This window comes from Stenotrophomonas sp. HMSC10F06 (assembly GCF_001807865.1).
GTDB lineage: Bacteria > Pseudomonadota > Gammaproteobacteria > Xanthomonadales > Xanthomonadaceae > Stenotrophomonas > Stenotrophomonas bentonitica_A.
Genome location: NZ_KV791306.1, coordinates 14,882 through 29,121, shown reverse-complemented (window position 1 = coordinate 29,121; position 14,240 = coordinate 14,882). Strand labels below are relative to the sequence as shown.

Below are 14,240 nucleotides of genomic sequence, written 5' to 3'. Positions count from 1 at the left end.
GGACACGTTCGACCAGCGGGCTTACACGCGAGCAAGACGGTTGAATGCGGCCGCTCCGGGCATTTGCACGTTCATGCGCATATCAATAGAATGCGCATCAACACGCAGACGCAGCACAGGCCGCTTTCGCCATGACACCCGCCCCGGACACGCTCCCCAGCGAACGCCAGCAGACCATCCTCGGCCTGCTCCAGCAACACGGCCGGGTTCTTTCGGCCCAGCTGGCAGTGGACCTTCAGGTCTCCGAGGACTCGATCCGCCGCGATCTGCGCGATCTCGCGCAGCAGGGCCTGTGCCGGAAGGTGTATGGCGGCGCACTGCCCGCAACCCCGGACTTTCCCCCGCTGAGTGCCCGCCAAACCGTGCAGAAAACGCAGAAACAGGCACTGGCACGCGAGGCCGCCGCTCAGATCCGGGCCGGCGACACCGTTCTGCTCGATGCCGGTTCCACCAACAGCGCCATCGCCGCCTGCCTGCCAGCGCTGGAAGGCCTGCATATTCTGACCAATGGACCGGATATCGCGCTCACCCTGATGGCGCGCGGCGGCATCGAGGTCACGCTGATCGGCGGCCGCCTTGACCCTCGCATCGGCGCCACCGTGGGCGCGCAGGCACTGGAGGCCATGGGCGGACTACGCGTGGATCTGTTCTTCATCGGCACCTGCGCAGTGGATGCGCAGCAGGGGCTGTGGGCAGTCGATGGCGAAGAAGCCGCCCTCAAGCGGGCGATGCTGGCCGCCAGCAGCCGCTGCGTGGTGGTGGCCACCAACGACAGGCTCGGCGCCCAGGCGAGCCATCGCATCGGCACCGTCGATGACATCGATGTGCTGGTGCTCGAAGCCGATGCGCCTGCGCCGCAGATCGACGCATTCGTCCGTCGCGGCGTGGATATCCAGCTCGCCTCGCGCCGTTGACACTTTCCCAGGAATCTCCAGACCAATGACCCCGCTCTCTTCCGTTGCCGCCCGCGGGCAGCAGCACGCCACCCGCGCTGCCTTTTCCTGCCCGGCTTCGCCACCGCTGCCTGGGCGCCGCTGGTCCCGTTCGCCAAGCGCCGCACCGGGCTGGATGAAGGATCACTGGGCCTGGTGCTGCTGTGCCTGGGCGCCGGCTCGCTGCTGGCGATGCCGATCGCCGGCATGCTCGCCGCACGCCACGGCTGCCGCGCGGTCATGATCGCCACGCTGGTGATGGTGATCGCCACCCTGCCCCTGCTTGCCGTCGCGCCCTCGCCGCTGACCCTGGGCCTGGTGCTGTTCGTGTTCGGTGCCGGCGTGGGCGCCTGCGATTGCGTGATGAACATGCAGGCGATCATGGTCGAGCGCGACAGCGGCCGGCCGATGATGTCCGGCTTCCACGCCTTCTACAGCATCGGCGGCGCCGTCGGTGCCGGCGCGATGACCGCCCTGCTCGCCTTCCACCTGCCGCCGTGGCTGGTCTGCCTGCTGGCGTCTGCGGTGATGGCCGCGCTGTTGGCCCTTTCGCTGCCGCACTGGCGGACCGACAAGGCCCCCAGTGATGCGCCGATGTTCGCGGTGCCGCACGGCGTGGTGCTCACGATCGGGGTGCTGTGTTTCGTGGCGTTCCTGGCCGAAGGCTCGGTGCTGGACTGGAGCGCGGTGTTCCTGCATGAAGTGCAGCAGGTCGATCCCTCGCGCGCCGGCCTGGGCTACCTGGCCTTTGCCATCGCGATGACCGTGACCCGTCTCGTCGGCGATGGCGTGGTGGCCAGGCTCGGCCGCCATCGTTCGATCCTGATCGGCAGCCTGGTCGCGGCGTCGGGCTTCGCGCTGGCAACGTTCGCTGCCTGGATGCCGCTGGCCCTGTGCGGTTATGCCCTGGTCGGCCTGGGCTGCGCCAACATCGTGCCGGCCCTGTTCTCGATGGCCGGCAACCAGAAGGTCATGCCAGAAAGCCTGGCCATCCCGGCGATCACCACGCTCGGCTATGCCGGTGTGCTGGCCGGCCCGGCACTGATCGGTTTCGTGGCGCAGGCCAGCAGCCTGGTGTTCGCCTTCAGCGCGGTGGCGGTGACGCTGGTGCTGGTGGGGCTGTGCGCGCGGTGGGTGCGCGCCTGAGACTGCCCTGACTGTTCCTCGCTAACGCCCGTAGCGCGCGAGGATCACCAGCGCCAACAGTGCGATCGCGGCCAGTACGAGCAGCATCAGGAAGATCATGCGATAGCGCCCGGCCTTGCCTTGTTCGCGGTGGATGCGCTGGCGGTAGGCCGGATCGCGCAGGCACCGCACCGGGCTGATCCTGAACAGCGGGGCCAACAGCAGATCGATCACCTCGAGCATGCGCGCCTCCTTGGCTGCGCCGGCCGCCCGGCGCAGCACCAGGCTTGCACGCAAAAGGCACCCGGGCAAGCGCAGCATGGGCGTGGCAGCGGCGGGCGTTACCATCAGGCCACTGTTTACCGGATGCGCACGATGACGGACCTGTCCTTCGACCCCCGCCCGCGCCGCGCGGCCTTCCGCGCGTTGCACGATGACGGCTGCTTCGTGCTGCCCAACCCGTGGGACGCCGGCAGCGCACGCTATCTGCACAGCCTCGGTTTCCAGGCACTGGCCTCCACCAGTTCCGGCTATGCGTGGAGCCAGGCCCAGGCCGATGGCACGTTGACGCTGGAGGAAACGCTCGCCCATCTCCACTCCCTCGCCGCCGCGACCCCGCTGCCGTTGAACGCCGATTTCGGCGATGGCTTCGGCACGCTGCAGGAGGTCGGCCGCAACGTCGCCCTTGCCATCGCCACGGGCGTGGCTGGCATCTCCATCGAAGACGCCAGCCCGGACCCGGACCATCCGCTGCGCACGCTGGACGATGCCGTGGCCCGGGTGCGCGCGGCGCGCCGTGCGATCGACGAGGCCGGAGAGGATGTGTTGCTGATCGGCCGTGCCGAAAACTTCTTCGTCGGCCGCCCGGACCTGGAGGATGCGATCACGCGGTTGCGCGCCTATGCCGAGGCGGGTGCGGACTGCCTCTACGCACCGGGCATCAGCACCCGCGAGCAGATCGAGGCGGTGGTGGCCGCAGTGGCACCGCGACCGGTCAACCTGCTGGTGGGCAGCGCGTTGCCGTTCACCCTGCAGGACATTGCCGCCATGGGCGTGCGCCGGGTGAGCGTTGGCGGTGCGATGGCGCGTACTGCCTGGGGCGGGATGATGCGCGCCTCGCAGTTGCTCAAGGACGAAGGCCGCTTCGACGGCTTCGCGGACGCGGCCTCCGGCACGGTGCTGAACCAGTTGTTCCGCTGAGCGGGATCAGTGGCTGGACAGCACCACCACCGCCGCGGTGACCAGCGCAATGCCCACCCAGCCGATCGGGCGCAGACGATTGCCGAACAGCACGCGCCCGCACAGCGCGGTGCCGATCACACCGATCGCACCCCACATCGCATAAGCGGTGGCCAGGTCCAGGGTCTTGACCGCCTGGCCGAGCATCGCGAACGCGATCCAGACCAGCACGATCGCGGCGACGCCCCATGCTGGCTTACGGAAGCCATCGGACTTGGCGACCATCATGTTGGCGGCGATGTCGATCAGGGCCGAGCAGACCACGAACAGAAAGGCGGTGAGATTCATGACGTGTGCTCCTCGCCGAGCGTGACGCAGACGATGCCGACCGCCGCCATCACCAGGCCGAACATCTGCTGCACCGACAGGCTGTCCTTGAACACGAAAATACCGACCAGGGTCAGCAGGGTCAGGCCGAGGCCTTCCCACACCGCGTAGGCGACACCGACCGCGATGCCGCGCACCGACAGCGCAAGGAAGTAATACGAAATGGCCAGGGCCACGGCCATCACGGCATAGCCCACATAGCCGCCATGACGGGCGGCATCGGCCATGAACGAGGTACCGACCACTTCGGCGACGATCGCCATGGTCAGGCAGGCCCAGGCGATCAGTCCACCGCGGGCACGGGGTTGCGAATGCACCTGTGTGTGCATGGAAAGCTCCTTGATTGCGGCCGGTACGCGCCGGCGGAATGCCGGGCACCGGGGCATCGGCCGGGATGGCGGATGCGCATGCGTCGCTGCTGGCCGGGTGACATGGCTGCCGACACCGGGTCGGCACGTGGTCCGGTAAATCCGGGCATGCAGTCCGGTAGGTACCGACCGTTGGTCGGTACGGCAGCCGGTCAATGGCACCCAAGCGACGCGCCCATTATCATCGCCTTTTCCATCAGTCCCAAGATGGAATCCATCGACAAAGGCGATACATCCATGCGTTATGGCCCTGAATCCCTGCACGCGTTCGTCGAGGCCGCGGCCCTCGGCTCGTTCTCCGCCGCCGCACGCCGTTTGAAGAAGACCCAATCCACCATCAGCACCGCGATCGCCACGCTGGAAGCGGATCTGGGCCTCACCCTGTTCGATCGCAGTGGTCGTTACCCGGTGCTGACCGAAGACGGCCGCAAAGTGCTCGGCCATGCGCAGGAAATCCTGGCCGCCGCCGACCGCCTCGAGCAGCTCAGCATCCGCCTGGCCGACGAGGTCGAACCGCGCCTGACCCTGGTGTTCTCGGACATCTACCAGCTCAATCCGGATCAGCATCTGCTGCGTCGGTTCGAGCATCGTTTTCCGGATATCGAACTGGAATGGCTGGATGCCGAAGGCAGTGACGTGCTGGACGTGGTGCAGCGCGGCCGTGCCCAGCTCGGGCTGATCCCGCATCAGCCGCCCTATCCTTCCGAACTGGCGGTACGCGCCCTGCCCCTGCGTGCGGAGATGGCGGTATTCGTGGCCGCCGCTCACCCGCTGGCCGCCGTGGCCGCGCCGGAGGAATTGCACCTGGCCGGTCATCGCCAGATCTGCCTGAGCGGCGACGCCTGCCGTGAGGGCCACGCACGCGGGCGGACGTGGTCCGCCTCGGACTACCTGATGGTGCTGGAGATGGCCGAGGACGGCTTCGGCTGGGCCGAACTGCCGCGCGCGCTGGTCACGCGCTACGGCCGGGGCATGCTGGTGGAGCTGCCCCTGCCGGGCTGGCCACGGCTGGTTTCCACCGATGCGGTGTGGCGCAAGGGCGCGCCGCTGGGGCCGGCCGCGCTGTGGTTGCTGGATCAGTTCCTGGGGGCGGCCAACGCGTAATCGATCGCCGCGCAGATCGCCGCCACCTGGGCATCGTTGCACTGCTGCGGGGTGGCGCGCGGGCTGTCCGGGTACACCTCGGTGGTGGAGGTGAAGGTCGCACCGCTGACACTGGCGCACAGACCCAGCTTTTCCAGCGGATATTCGATCACGCCGGGGGCGACCACCGGCGAGCCGATGATTTCGCCCTTGTCGTCAGCCGGGGCGATGTGGGTCACCCGTTCGACGGCCGCGTTGACGGCGGTCTGGAACGCAGGCTGCGGGTTCTCGCTGTCATCGACCAGATAGAAACCATCCGGGATCAGACCCGGCTCGAACGGCTTGCCGTCGCGCGCGGCCAGGGCCGGGCGGAACTCGGTTTCATCGCTGTCCGTGGTTTCGTGCAGGTCGATATGCATCACGATACTGCCCTTCAGCGGCGCGACGAGAGCAATCAGCGCGGCCGCTTCGGCCGCCGGGCTGTTGACCATGAAGGAGCGGTTCGGATCGATCGCCTCGGCGTTCCAGCGCTGGATGCGCTCATAGCCCCACGGGCTGACGCAGGGCACCACCAGCAGATTGGCGCGCCCGGCGTACTCGGCCGCGCGGGTCTGCAGGAACTGAAGGGCACCCTGCACGCCACTGGTTTCGTAGCCGTGGATGCCGCCGGTGACCAGCATCGTCGGCAGCGCGGGGTTCCAGTCGCGGCTGCGCACGGCGAACAGCGGGTACTGGTCCGGGGCGTAATCCAACGTGCCGTACTGGCTGACATCGAAGCGGCCGCGCAATGCCTCCAGCACCGGCAGCACGTCATCGGCATAGCGCCGCTGCGGCACCTGGCGGGCACGCCACTGCGCCTTCTCTTCAGCGCCCCAGGGCTGGCCAGGGGTACCGATGGGATAGAAGGAGGCGTTGGTCATGGCGTGCTCGTCTGTGTTGCGGTGTGGAAGCGCGATTTTACCATTGCCGCACCAGGCAGCCCCGCTTACGCGTGGGCGAGCGCCGCGATCGCTGCATCGACAGGCTGGTCGCCTTCGGTCAGCTCGATGATCGTCCGCCGCAGCTGCGGCTGTTCCACCAGCGCGACCAGGGTGGCGGCCACATCGGCGCGCGGGATATCACCGTAGGCGATCGCCGGTCCCGCGGTGACGCGGCCGGTGCCTGCTGTATCTTTCAAGGTGCCCGGGCGAAGGATGACCCAGTCCAGATCGGTCGCGGCCAGATACACGTCGGCGCGTTTCTTGACCGTCATGTAATTCTCGAAGCCCTCGCCCATGGCCTTGTTGCGGCCGGCTTCGGGGAATGCCGAGACCAACAGGAAACGACGCACGCCCGCCTGCCGGGCGGCATCCACGGCAAGTTCCAGGCCGCGGCCGTCGATGGCGTTGGTCACTTCGATGCCGGCGCCACCCGCGCCGGCGGTAAAGACGACGACGTCGCTGCCTGCCATCTGGCCGGCCAGCGTATCGACGTCGGTGGCGGTGAGATCACCGGTGACCGGCGTGGCGCCACGTGCTTTCAGTTCCGGGCCCTGCTCGGCGCGGCGATGCAGGGCATGCACTCGATGCTGTTTGTCGGCCAGCTGTTCGACCAGATGACGGCCAACCTTGCCGGCTGCGCCGACGATGAACACATTGCTCAAGACGGTTCTCCTGTTTCAACCCGCCTGTAAGGGTACGCAGGCGGATGTGACATGACCGTCCCTGTCACGGAGCGTGGTTCAGTTACCGCTGTACTGCGCGTCGCTGACCTGCTCCATCCACGTCACCGGCGAGCCGTCCACCGCTTCGGCGATCGCGATATGCGTCATCGCCGTGGTGGCCTGCGCGCCGTGCCAATGCTTGACGCCCGGTGGAATCCAGACGATGTCCCCGGGGCGGATCTCGCGCGCAGCCTTGCCCCACTCCTGCACGCTGCCCACGCCTGCGGTCACGATCAGGGTCTGGCCCAGCGGATGGGTATGCCATGCGGTGCGGGCACCGGGCTCGAAGGTGACCGTCGCTCCGCCGACCCGTGCCGGCGCATCGGCCTGGAAGGGCGCATCGATGCGCACGCGGCCGGTGAAGTAATCGGCCGGGCCGGCCGCCGAGGCGGTGCTGCCGGCGCGGGTGATGGCGATGGGCGCCGCTTCGGCGGGCGCGGTGGCGGCCATCGAAAGCGACAGCGCGGCGGTGAACAAGTCCATGAAGCGATCTCCTGTGGGGAGCGACGAAGCACGCCGCCGGCACCCTCACTCTAGGCCTGGCCCCGCGCGGGAACTACCCATCGCAACCGGGATGCAGCCATGACTGATCCTCATCAATGGGTAAACAACGCTACTTGAGTTCATCAGTCGGGCCCGCGCATCATGGGCGCGCATGACTGCCATGCGCCCTCGGCCCCCGCTCCATGGCCCGCGAGAATTTCAACGATCTGCAGGTGTTCGTCACTGTCGCGCGCGAGCGCAGCTTCACCCGCGCGGCCGCCCAGCTCGGCGTCTCGCAGTCTGCGCTGAGCCACACCGTCCGCGGCCTGGAAGAGCGCCTGGGCGTGCGCCTGCTGACCCGGACCACGCGCAGCGTCTCGATGACCGAGGCTGGCGAGCGGCTGTACGACACCGTCGCGCCGCGCATGCAGGAGATCGAGGCCGAAGTGGCCGCGATCAGCGAGTACCGCGACCGCCCGGCCGGCACGATCCGCATCACCACCGCCGAACATGCGGCCAACACGATCGTGTGGCCGCGGCTGTCGGCCGTGCTGCCCGCCTACCCCGACCTGCGTGTGGAGCTCACCATCGACTACGGCCTGGCCGACATCGTCGCCCAGCGCTACGACATCGGCATCCGTCTGGGCGGGCGCGTGGCCAAGGACATGATCGCCGTGCCGATCAGCCCGCCGCAGCGCATGGCGATCGTGGCCAGCCCGGCCTACTTCGCCACGCATACCGCGCCGCAGGTGCCGGCCGATCTGGCCGCACACAACTGCATCGGCATGCGCCTGCCAACCCACGGCGGGCTGATGGTGTGGGACCTGGAAAAGGACGGCGAGGAGGTGAACGTGCGCGTGGACGGCCAATGGACCTTCAACGGCAGCAGCGCGATCCGTCGCGCCGCCCTGGCCGGTGCCGGACTGGCCTATCTGCCCGAGGACATGGTGCTCGAGGACATCGCCGCCGGTGCCTTGCGGCGTGTCATGCCGGACTGGTGCGATCCCTTCGACGGCTATTACGCCTACTACCCCAGCCGCCGGCAATCCTCCAGCGCGATGCGCGTGGTGATCGAAGCATTGCGCGCAGAAAGGTAGAGCCGACCGTTGGTCGGCTGACGCAGCGCCACATTCCACGTAGAGCCGACCGTTGGTCGGCTGAGGCGGCGCCACATCCCACGTAGAGCCGACCGTTGGTCGGCTGACGCAGCGCCCGGGTCAAGGGCAGCCGACCAACGGTCGGCTCTACCGGTCCTTCTCAGGGGCGCAGCAGCACCTTGCCGTTACGGCCTGGCTCCAGGCTGGCCTTGGCGGCAGCGGCCACCTCATCCAGCCCGAACACGCCGTCCACCGGCAGGCTCAATCCACCGCGTGCGGCCAGCTGCAGGAGTTCGCCAACGAGGCGCCGCTTGTCTTCCGGCGCCATCGCCTGGCTGACCTTGCTGCCCCAGAAGCCCTTCACCGTGGCCTGTTTGAAGATCACATCGCCCGAGCTGAGCTGCATCGGCTCACCGGTCATCGAGCCGAACGACACCAACGTGCCGCCATCGCCCAGCAGGGTCATCAACTCACTGCTGGCGCGCCCGCCAACCGAGTCCACGGCGGCGGCGATCGATGCCTTGCCGACCGTGGCCTGCACCTGGGCCATCCAGTCGGACTGCGCGGTGGAAATGGTGTGGTCGATGCCGAGTCCGGCCATCTCGGTCACGCCCGCGTCGCGCCGCACCAGGTTGATGCAGTGCACGCCACGTGCCTTGGCCAGCATCGCCAGCGCCTTGCCGACCGCGCCGTTGGCCGCATTCTGGAGAATCCACTGGCCTTGCTTCACCTGCAGGAACTCCAGCAGCATCAAGGCACTGAGCGGCATGGCGATCAGCTGTGCCGCCGCGTTGTCATCAATGCTGTCGGGCATGGGAATGACCATGCGCGCCGGCGCGATGAAGTACTCGGCCCAGGTGCCGTGCACCGACGCGGCGCTGACGCGCTGGCCGACCTTCAGGCCGTCGACGCCTTCGCCCAGCGCGTCGATCACGCCGGTGCCTTCGCTGCCACCGACGGCGGGCAGTTCGGGCTTGTAGCCGTACTGACCGCGAACGGTCCACAGGTCATGATTGTGGATGGGCGCCAGCACGGTGCGGATGCGCACCTCGCCGGCCGCCGGGGCCGGCTGCGGCACGTCGCCGCCGTGCAGGACCTGGGTCGGGTCACCGAAGGTGGTGTGGATGGCAGCGCGCATCAGCCGCGCGCCTTCATTGCGATGTTCATGGGGTATCTCCTGCAGAAGGAATCAACGGCGATGACGATGGGCGGCGACGATGGCGCGCGGCTGGTGCCAGGCGCGCACGCGCAGCCAGATGGTCTGGATCACCACGATGATGATCAGCACCAGCGCCAGGATGGCGATGTTGTGGGCCCCCGGCAGATCCCAGCCGGACTGCTTGACGTACATCCCGGCCAGCGCCCAGATGACGGCGGCCGGATAGGCGAAGTGCCCGCGCAGCAGCTGGTTGACCACCAGCACCAGCAGCGTGGCCAGCACCAGCAGCACCAGGCTCCAGCCGAGCATGTTGTCGGTCGGCAGCCAGCCATGGGCGACGATCACCTGGGCGGTATTGAGGAAGGCCGCCAGCGACAACCAACCGGCATGCAGCGCCAACGGATAGGCAGCCCACGCACGCTGGCCACCCGGCGCGGTGACCGGCGAGGCGCGGTAGGCGGCCACGATCACGCAGAGCAAGGCGGCCCAGATGATCGCCAGCGCCGGGAGGAACCACTGGTTGGAAAACACGGGCATCCAGGCGGCGGTCAACGCGAAACCGGCCGCCGCCCACGGGCGCACCCCGGTGATGTCCGGCTTGCGCAGTCGCAGCTGCCAGAATCCGAACAGCACGTCCCACAGGAAGATCAGACCCCAGATCGCGAAGGCATAACCGGCCGCGACCAGCAGGGTCGGGTACTGGTCGGACACTGCACCGTTGGTCGGGCCGAACGCGCCGGTCTGTGAGAACCACGCCACCACGGGCATGGCCAATGCGGCCAACAACACGATCCAACGCATGCATCCACTCCAGCTGAAAAGAGCGGTGACGATACGCGGTTCAGGGTTAAGGCGTTGGGAGGCCACGGATTGCAAAGCCTTACTAACATAGCCTCTGCTATATTGCGGCCGTGGATATCCAACGCCGCCCAGAAAACGCCCCCGCCTGGCCGTCCTCGGCCGGGCATACGCCCAGCCTGGGCGAGATGAACGCCAGCGTCGCGGTCCCGAGTGGCGGTCACTGGTGGTTCCGGCTGCTGGCCTTCCTCGGCCCGGGCTACATGATCTCGGTCGGCTACATGGACCCGGGCAACTGGGCCACCGACATCGCCGGCGGTGCGCAGTTCGGTTACCTGCTGCTCTCGGTGATCCTGCTCTCCAACCTGATGGCGATCGTGCTGCAGGGGCTCTCGGCGCGCCTGGGCATCGCCACCGGGCGCGATCTGGCGCAGGCCTGCCGCGACCACTATTCAAAGCCGGTCAACCTGGGCCTGTGGCTGCTGTGCGAGATCGCGATCATCGCCTGCGATCTGGCGGAAGTCATCGGCACGGCAATCGCGCTGAAGCTGTTGTTCGGGATCCCGCTGCTGGCCGGCGCGATCATCACCGCGGTGGACGTGGTGCTGGTGCTGCTGCTGATGAACCGTGGGTTCCGTGCCCTTGAGGCGTTCGTGATCGCGCTGCTGCTGGTGATCTTCGGTTGCTTTGCGATCCAGATCTTCATCGCCGCCCCGCCGCTGCAGGCGGTGCTGGCCGGGTTCATTCCGCACGCGCAGGTGGTGACCGATCCCAGGGCCCTGTACCTGGCGATCGGCATCATCGGTGCCACCGTGATGCCGCACAATCTCTACCTGCACTCCTCCATCGTGCAGACCCGCGCCTACCCGCGCACGGATGCCGGTCGCCGCAGCGCGCTGCACTGGGCGGTGACCGACAGCACCATCGCGCTGATGCTGGCGTTGTTCATCAACGCCTCGATCCTGATCCTGGCGGCCGCGGTGTTCCATGCGCATGGCCGGACCGATGTGCAGGAGATCGAGCAGGCCTACGAACTGCTCGCGCCTATGCTGGGCGTCGGCCTGGCCTCGACGTTGTTCGCGGTCGCCCTGCTCGCTTCGGGCATCAACTCCACCGTGACCGCGACGCTGGCCGGCCAGATCGTGATGGAAGGTTTCCTGCGGCTGCGGATCGCCCCGTGGGCGCGGCGGCTGATCACCCGCGGCATCGCGATCGTGCCGGTGGTGGTGGTCACGGCCATCTATGGCGAGCAAGGCACCGCACGGTTGCTGGTGTTGAGCCAGGTGCTGCTCTCGATGCAGCTGCCGTTCGCGGTGGTGCCGCTGGTGCGGTTCGTCTCGGACAAGGCCAAGATGGGGGCGCTGGTGGCGCCACGCTGGCTGATCGTGCTGTCGTGGCTGATCGGCGGGTTGATCATCGTGTTGAACGTGAAACTGCTCGTGGATGTGTGGCGGGGCTGAGGCCTGGCTACTTGACCTCAACGTTGGTTGAGGTGGCACAGTGCATTCTCTTCATACCACTGGCACGCCCAGATCGAGCCGTTCAATGACCGATACCTCGCAGCACGCGTTATGGAATGGCCCGGCCGGTGAGGCCTGGGTGGACGCGCAGCGCCTTCTCGACCAGATGTTCGCGCCGCTGGCCGACCATCTGCTGGCCGCGATCCCGCCGGGCGACGATCTGCGGGTGCTGGATGTCGGCTGCGGCACCGGCGCAGTGGCGCTGGGCATGGCCGGGCGCCTGGGGCCGGAGGCACACGTCACCGGGGTCGACATCTCCGCCCCGATGATCGCCCTGGCGCGCGTGCGCGCGCAGCGCGCCGGCCTGGCCGTGGAGTTCATCGTCGCCGACGCGCAGCAGCACGCATTCGCCCCGGGGAGCCTGGACCGGATCGTGTCGCGCTTCGGCGTGATGTTCTTCGATGAGCCGGTGCAGGCCTTTGGCCAACTGCAGCGCGCCGCCAGACGCGGCGGGGTGCTGCAGGCGCTGGTCTGGCGTGGGGCGGACGAGAATGCCTTCATGACCACCGCCGAGCGCGCCGCGGCGCCCTGGCTGCCGTTGCCACCGCGCCAGCCCGGCGCACCGGGTCAGTTTGCGTTTGCCGATCAGGCCCGGGTCGAGCAGATCCTGGGCGACGGCGGCTGGGAGGATATCGAGCTGCTGCCGCTGGATGTCGTGTGCCGGATCAACCGAGCGGATCTGGCGACGTACGTCTCGCTGCTGGGACCGGTCGGGAGCGCACTGCGCAACAACAACCTAGCTGCGGACGTACGAACGAAGGTGCTCGAGGAGGTGCTGCATGTCTTCGAGCCGTTCGTCGACGGCGAGTCCGTAACCTTCACCGCGGCCTGCTGGGACGTGCGCGCCCGCGCGTGGTGACCACCGGGCGGATCCATCCGCGCGGTGCGCGCCTGCACGGTCCATGGCCATGCGACGGCGTGGGGAGTGGCCTGCAGCCCGCTTACGTGCCGGCCTCGGCCAGCCGAACGCGCAGCTTCTCGACGATATCCTGTTCGCTCATTGCATAGCCGTAGACGTCCTGCAGCTGGCCGTCAGCACCGAGCAGGAACCACGAGGCCGTGTGCTCGAAGGTCGCCCTGTCCCCTTCGCCGACGCGCCGATAGCTCACGCCCAGGCTCTCGGCGATGGCGCGGGTACCGGCCTCGTCGCCGGCCAGGCCGAGGAAGGTCGTATCGAAGGCCGCCAGGTACTCGCGCAGGTGCCCGGGCGTATCGCGCTGCGGGTCGACGGTGATGAAGGCCACCTGCAGCTGCTCTGCCGCGGGGCCCAGCAGCCGCTTGATCTGCACCGCCTTGACCAGGCTCAGCGGACATACTTCGGGGCAGTGGGTGAAACCGAAGAACAGCAGCGTCGGCGTGCCCTGCAGGTCGCGGATCGCAAGCGTTCGGCCGTCGCTGCTCTCCAGCTTGACCGCGCCGAGTGCCGCCTGGCCCATTACCGGTGCCTGATCATCGGCGCAACCGCCCAGCAGCGCCACCGTCATGATGCCCGCCGCGACCCAGCGCCTCACTTCGCCGCTCCGTGCAGCACCAGGCCATCGCGCACGCTGAACTCCACCACCTGCGGTGCACTGCGGGCGAACTGCAGCCTCACCCGCACCGTCTGCCCGGCCGACAACGGCCGCTTCGGCTTGAGCAGCATCAGATGGTAGCCGCCGGGCTCCAGCGCGACGGTCTGCCCCCCCGGCAAAGCCAGGCCATCGGGCAGCGCCTGCATGCGCATCACTTCACCGTCCATGCGCATGGCATGGATCTGCACCTCGGCGAACATCGAGGACGCGGCCGACAGCAGCCGGTCATCAGCGCCGCCGTTATGCAGCAGCACATAACCGGCGGCGACATTCGCCGCCGGCGGTGGCAGGCGGACCCAGGGACCGCTGACCGACACCGTTGCCGCGGTGTGGGCCTGCGGGGCCGCAGCCACCACCGGCATCACGGGAGAGGAGAGCAGCAGCCCGGCCAGCAGGGTTGCGCAGGATGAGCGGCTCATGGCGTGCCCGACATCTGCATCGGCATCATGTTGAGGTTGGCGTTGTGCATCACCCACAGCGAACCGGCCACCACGATGGCGATCAGGAAGGCGGTGCACAGGAAGATGCCGGTGTTCTCGCGCTGGCTGCGCCCTGCCCCGATATGCAGGAACAGCACCAGCTGGGCGACCAGCTGCACCACGCACAGCACCACGATGGCGGTCAGGCGCAGCGGCTGCGGCACCAGATCGGTCATGACCACGCCGAACGAGGCACCGGTGAGCACCAGGCACAGCAGCAGGCCGAGGAGGTAGCCCGTCAGGGTGGCGTGGCCGCCACCGTGATCGGCATCAGGCGCGTTCGCGCTCATACAAACTCCCTCAGGTAGACGAAGGTGAACACACAGATCCAGATCAGATCCAGGAAGTGCCAGAACA

Annotated in this window: 17 protein-coding genes and 2 pseudogenes; 7 read left to right on the top strand and 12 right to left on the bottom strand. The window is 68.0% G+C overall.

The genetic code is table 11. The annotated features are described in order from the left end of the window. Window positions 1-131: 131 nt before the first annotated feature. Both HMPREF3113_RS16170 and HMPREF3113_RS16165 read left to right on the top strand, forming a co-directional pair. The gene (locus tag HMPREF3113_RS16170; RefSeq protein ID WP_070473952.1) at window positions 132-914 is read left to right on the top strand and encodes a DeoR/GlpR family DNA-binding transcription regulator; all 783 of its coding nucleotides are present in this window, start codon (window positions 132-134) and stop codon (window positions 912-914) included. Between the two features lie 25 nt (window positions 915-939). After that, window positions 940-2,078 (top strand): annotated as a pseudogene (locus tag HMPREF3113_RS16165) (MFS transporter). A 21-nt stretch (window positions 2,079-2,099) separates the two neighbouring features. Here HMPREF3113_RS16165 and HMPREF3113_RS16160 read toward each other — a convergent pair. Next, window positions 2,100-2,300 (bottom strand): hypothetical protein, encoded by a 201-nt coding sequence (locus tag HMPREF3113_RS16160; protein WP_139146391.1) that lies wholly within the window; start codon window positions 2,298-2,300, stop codon window positions 2,100-2,102. Window positions 2,301-2,423: 123 nt separating this feature from the next. Here HMPREF3113_RS16160 and HMPREF3113_RS16155 point away from each other — a divergent pair, with 123 nt between their 5' ends. Next, entirely contained in the window at window positions 2,424-3,257 is an 834-nt protein-coding gene (locus tag HMPREF3113_RS16155; protein WP_139146390.1) for an isocitrate lyase/PEP mutase family protein, read from the top strand. A gap of 6 nt (window positions 3,258-3,263) precedes the next feature. On the opposite strand, the gene HMPREF3113_RS16150 is transcribed toward HMPREF3113_RS16155, so the two are convergent. Beyond that, the gene (locus HMPREF3113_RS16150; protein ID WP_019184628.1) at window positions 3,264-3,584 is read right to left on the bottom strand and encodes an SMR family transporter; all 321 of its coding nucleotides are present in this window, start codon (window positions 3,582-3,584) and stop codon (window positions 3,264-3,266) included. After that, window positions 3,581-3,952: a DMT family transporter gene (locus HMPREF3113_RS16145; protein WP_070473946.1), complete on the bottom strand. Its 372-nt coding sequence runs from the start codon at window positions 3,950-3,952 to the stop codon at window positions 3,581-3,583. Before HMPREF3113_RS16145 ends, HMPREF3113_RS16150 begins: the two co-directional genes overlap by 4 nt. Window positions 3,953-4,228: 276 nt before the next feature. On the opposite strand from HMPREF3113_RS16145, the gene HMPREF3113_RS16140 reads away from it, so the two are divergent. Beyond that, complete coding sequence (locus tag HMPREF3113_RS16140) at window positions 4,229-5,095, top strand: LysR family transcriptional regulator (RefSeq protein WP_070474111.1); 867 nt, start codon at window positions 4,229-4,231, stop codon at window positions 5,093-5,095. Here the strand turns inward: HMPREF3113_RS16140 and HMPREF3113_RS16135 are convergent. From HMPREF3113_RS16135 to HMPREF3113_RS16125, 3 genes are all read right to left on the bottom strand, one after another. Further along, on the bottom strand, window positions 5,068-5,994 hold the full coding sequence (locus HMPREF3113_RS16135; RefSeq protein ID WP_070473944.1) for a M14 family metallopeptidase: 927 nt from the start codon (window positions 5,992-5,994) through the stop codon (window positions 5,068-5,070). The genes HMPREF3113_RS16140 and HMPREF3113_RS16135 overlap by 28 nt on opposite strands. A 65-nt stretch (window positions 5,995-6,059) precedes the next feature. Beyond that, window positions 6,060-6,707: an SDR family oxidoreductase gene (locus HMPREF3113_RS16130; RefSeq protein WP_254665319.1), complete on the bottom strand. Its 648-nt coding sequence runs from the start codon at window positions 6,705-6,707 to the stop codon at window positions 6,060-6,062. An 87-nt stretch (window positions 6,708-6,794) separates the two neighbouring features. Continuing rightward, window positions 6,795-7,259, bottom strand: a complete 465-nt coding sequence (locus HMPREF3113_RS16125) for a (R)-mandelonitrile lyase (protein ID WP_070473940.1) — start codon at window positions 7,257-7,259, stop codon at window positions 6,795-6,797. Between the two features lie 203 nt (window positions 7,260-7,462). Between HMPREF3113_RS16125 and HMPREF3113_RS16120 the strand changes: the two genes are divergently transcribed. Beyond that, entirely contained in the window at window positions 7,463-8,356 is an 894-nt protein-coding gene (locus HMPREF3113_RS16120; RefSeq protein ID WP_070473938.1) for a LysR family transcriptional regulator, read from the top strand. Window positions 8,357-8,516: 160 nt separating this feature from the next. On the opposite strand, the gene HMPREF3113_RS16115 is transcribed toward HMPREF3113_RS16120, so the two are convergent. Both HMPREF3113_RS16115 and HMPREF3113_RS16110 read right to left on the bottom strand, forming a co-directional pair. Continuing rightward, complete coding sequence (locus HMPREF3113_RS16115) at window positions 8,517-9,494, bottom strand: zinc-binding dehydrogenase (RefSeq protein ID WP_070473936.1); 978 nt, start codon at window positions 9,492-9,494, stop codon at window positions 8,517-8,519. A gap of 51 nt (window positions 9,495-9,545) precedes the next feature. After that, the gene (locus HMPREF3113_RS16110) at window positions 9,546-10,316 is read right to left on the bottom strand and encodes a hypothetical protein (protein ID WP_070473934.1); all 771 of its coding nucleotides are present in this window, start codon (window positions 10,314-10,316) and stop codon (window positions 9,546-9,548) included. A gap of 116 nt (window positions 10,317-10,432) precedes the next feature. Between HMPREF3113_RS16110 and HMPREF3113_RS16105 the strand changes: the two genes are divergently transcribed. Both HMPREF3113_RS16105 and HMPREF3113_RS16100 read left to right on the top strand, forming a co-directional pair. Continuing rightward, on the top strand, window positions 10,433-11,773 hold the full coding sequence (locus HMPREF3113_RS16105; RefSeq protein WP_070474109.1) for an Nramp family divalent metal transporter: 1,341 nt from the start codon (window positions 10,433-10,435) through the stop codon (window positions 11,771-11,773). Window positions 11,774-11,858: 85 nt separating this feature from the next. Beyond that, window positions 11,859-12,692, top strand: coding sequence for a class I SAM-dependent methyltransferase (locus HMPREF3113_RS16100; RefSeq protein WP_070473932.1), 834 nt, complete (start codon window positions 11,859-11,861; stop codon window positions 12,690-12,692). 82 nt (window positions 12,693-12,774) lie between these two features. Here HMPREF3113_RS16100 and HMPREF3113_RS16095 read toward each other — a convergent pair whose 3' ends face one another. From HMPREF3113_RS16095 to HMPREF3113_RS19055, 4 genes and pseudogenes are all read right to left on the bottom strand, one after another. Continuing rightward, the gene (locus HMPREF3113_RS16095) at window positions 12,775-13,344 is read right to left on the bottom strand and encodes an SCO family protein (RefSeq protein WP_083298830.1); all 570 of its coding nucleotides are present in this window, start codon (window positions 13,342-13,344) and stop codon (window positions 12,775-12,777) included. Further along, complete coding sequence (locus HMPREF3113_RS16090; protein ID WP_070473930.1) at window positions 13,341-13,823, bottom strand: copper chaperone PCu(A)C; 483 nt, start codon at window positions 13,821-13,823, stop codon at window positions 13,341-13,343. Before HMPREF3113_RS16090 ends, HMPREF3113_RS16095 begins: the two co-directional genes overlap by 4 nt. Then, window positions 13,820-14,173 (bottom strand): cytochrome o ubiquinol oxidase subunit IV, encoded by a 354-nt coding sequence (gene cyoD, locus HMPREF3113_RS16085; protein WP_070473928.1) that lies wholly within the window; start codon window positions 14,171-14,173, stop codon window positions 13,820-13,822. Before cyoD ends, HMPREF3113_RS16090 begins: the two co-directional genes overlap by 4 nt. Then, window positions 14,170-14,240: pseudogene (locus HMPREF3113_RS19055) on the bottom strand (cytochrome o ubiquinol oxidase subunit III); the annotation flags it as partial. The gene cyoD and the pseudogene HMPREF3113_RS19055, both read right to left, overlap by 4 nt.

Coding starts and splice junctions, on each gene's coding strand:
- HMPREF3113_RS16090 (WP_070473930.1), bottom strand. CDS start 13,823: ATGAGCCGCTCATCCTGCGCAACCCTGCTGGCCGGGCTGCTGCTCTCC.
- HMPREF3113_RS16155 (WP_139146390.1), top strand. CDS start 2,424: ATGCGCACGATGACGGACCTGTCCTTCGACCCCCGCCCGCGCCGCGCG.
- HMPREF3113_RS16140 (WP_070474111.1), top strand. CDS start 4,229: ATGCGTTATGGCCCTGAATCCCTGCACGCGTTCGTCGAGGCCGCGGCC.
- HMPREF3113_RS16115 (WP_070473936.1), bottom strand. CDS start 9,494: ATGCGCGCTGCCATCCACACCACCTTCGGTGACCCGACCCAGGTCCTG.
- HMPREF3113_RS16100 (WP_070473932.1), top strand. CDS start 11,859: ATGACCGATACCTCGCAGCACGCGTTATGGAATGGCCCGGCCGGTGAG.
- HMPREF3113_RS16150 (WP_019184628.1), bottom strand. CDS start 3,584: ATGAATCTCACCGCCTTTCTGTTCGTGGTCTGCTCGGCCCTGATCGAC.
- HMPREF3113_RS16170 (WP_070473952.1), top strand. CDS start 132: ATGACACCCGCCCCGGACACGCTCCCCAGCGAACGCCAGCAGACCATC.
- HMPREF3113_RS16135 (WP_070473944.1), bottom strand. CDS start 5,994: ATGACCAACGCCTCCTTCTATCCCATCGGTACCCCTGGCCAGCCCTGG.
- HMPREF3113_RS16145 (WP_070473946.1), bottom strand. CDS start 3,952: ATGCACACACAGGTGCATTCGCAACCCCGTGCCCGCGGTGGACTGATC.
- cyoD (WP_070473928.1), bottom strand. CDS start 14,173: ATGAGCGCGAACGCGCCTGATGCCGATCACGGTGGCGGCCACGCCACC.
- HMPREF3113_RS16110 (WP_070473934.1), bottom strand. CDS start 10,316: ATGCGTTGGATCGTGTTGTTGGCCGCATTGGCCATGCCCGTGGTGGCG.
- HMPREF3113_RS16120 (WP_070473938.1), top strand. CDS start 7,463: ATGGCCCGCGAGAATTTCAACGATCTGCAGGTGTTCGTCACTGTCGCG.
- HMPREF3113_RS16160 (WP_139146391.1), bottom strand. CDS start 2,300: ATGCTCGAGGTGATCGATCTGCTGTTGGCCCCGCTGTTCAGGATCAGC.
- HMPREF3113_RS16125 (WP_070473940.1), bottom strand. CDS start 7,259: ATGGACTTGTTCACCGCCGCGCTGTCGCTTTCGATGGCCGCCACCGCG.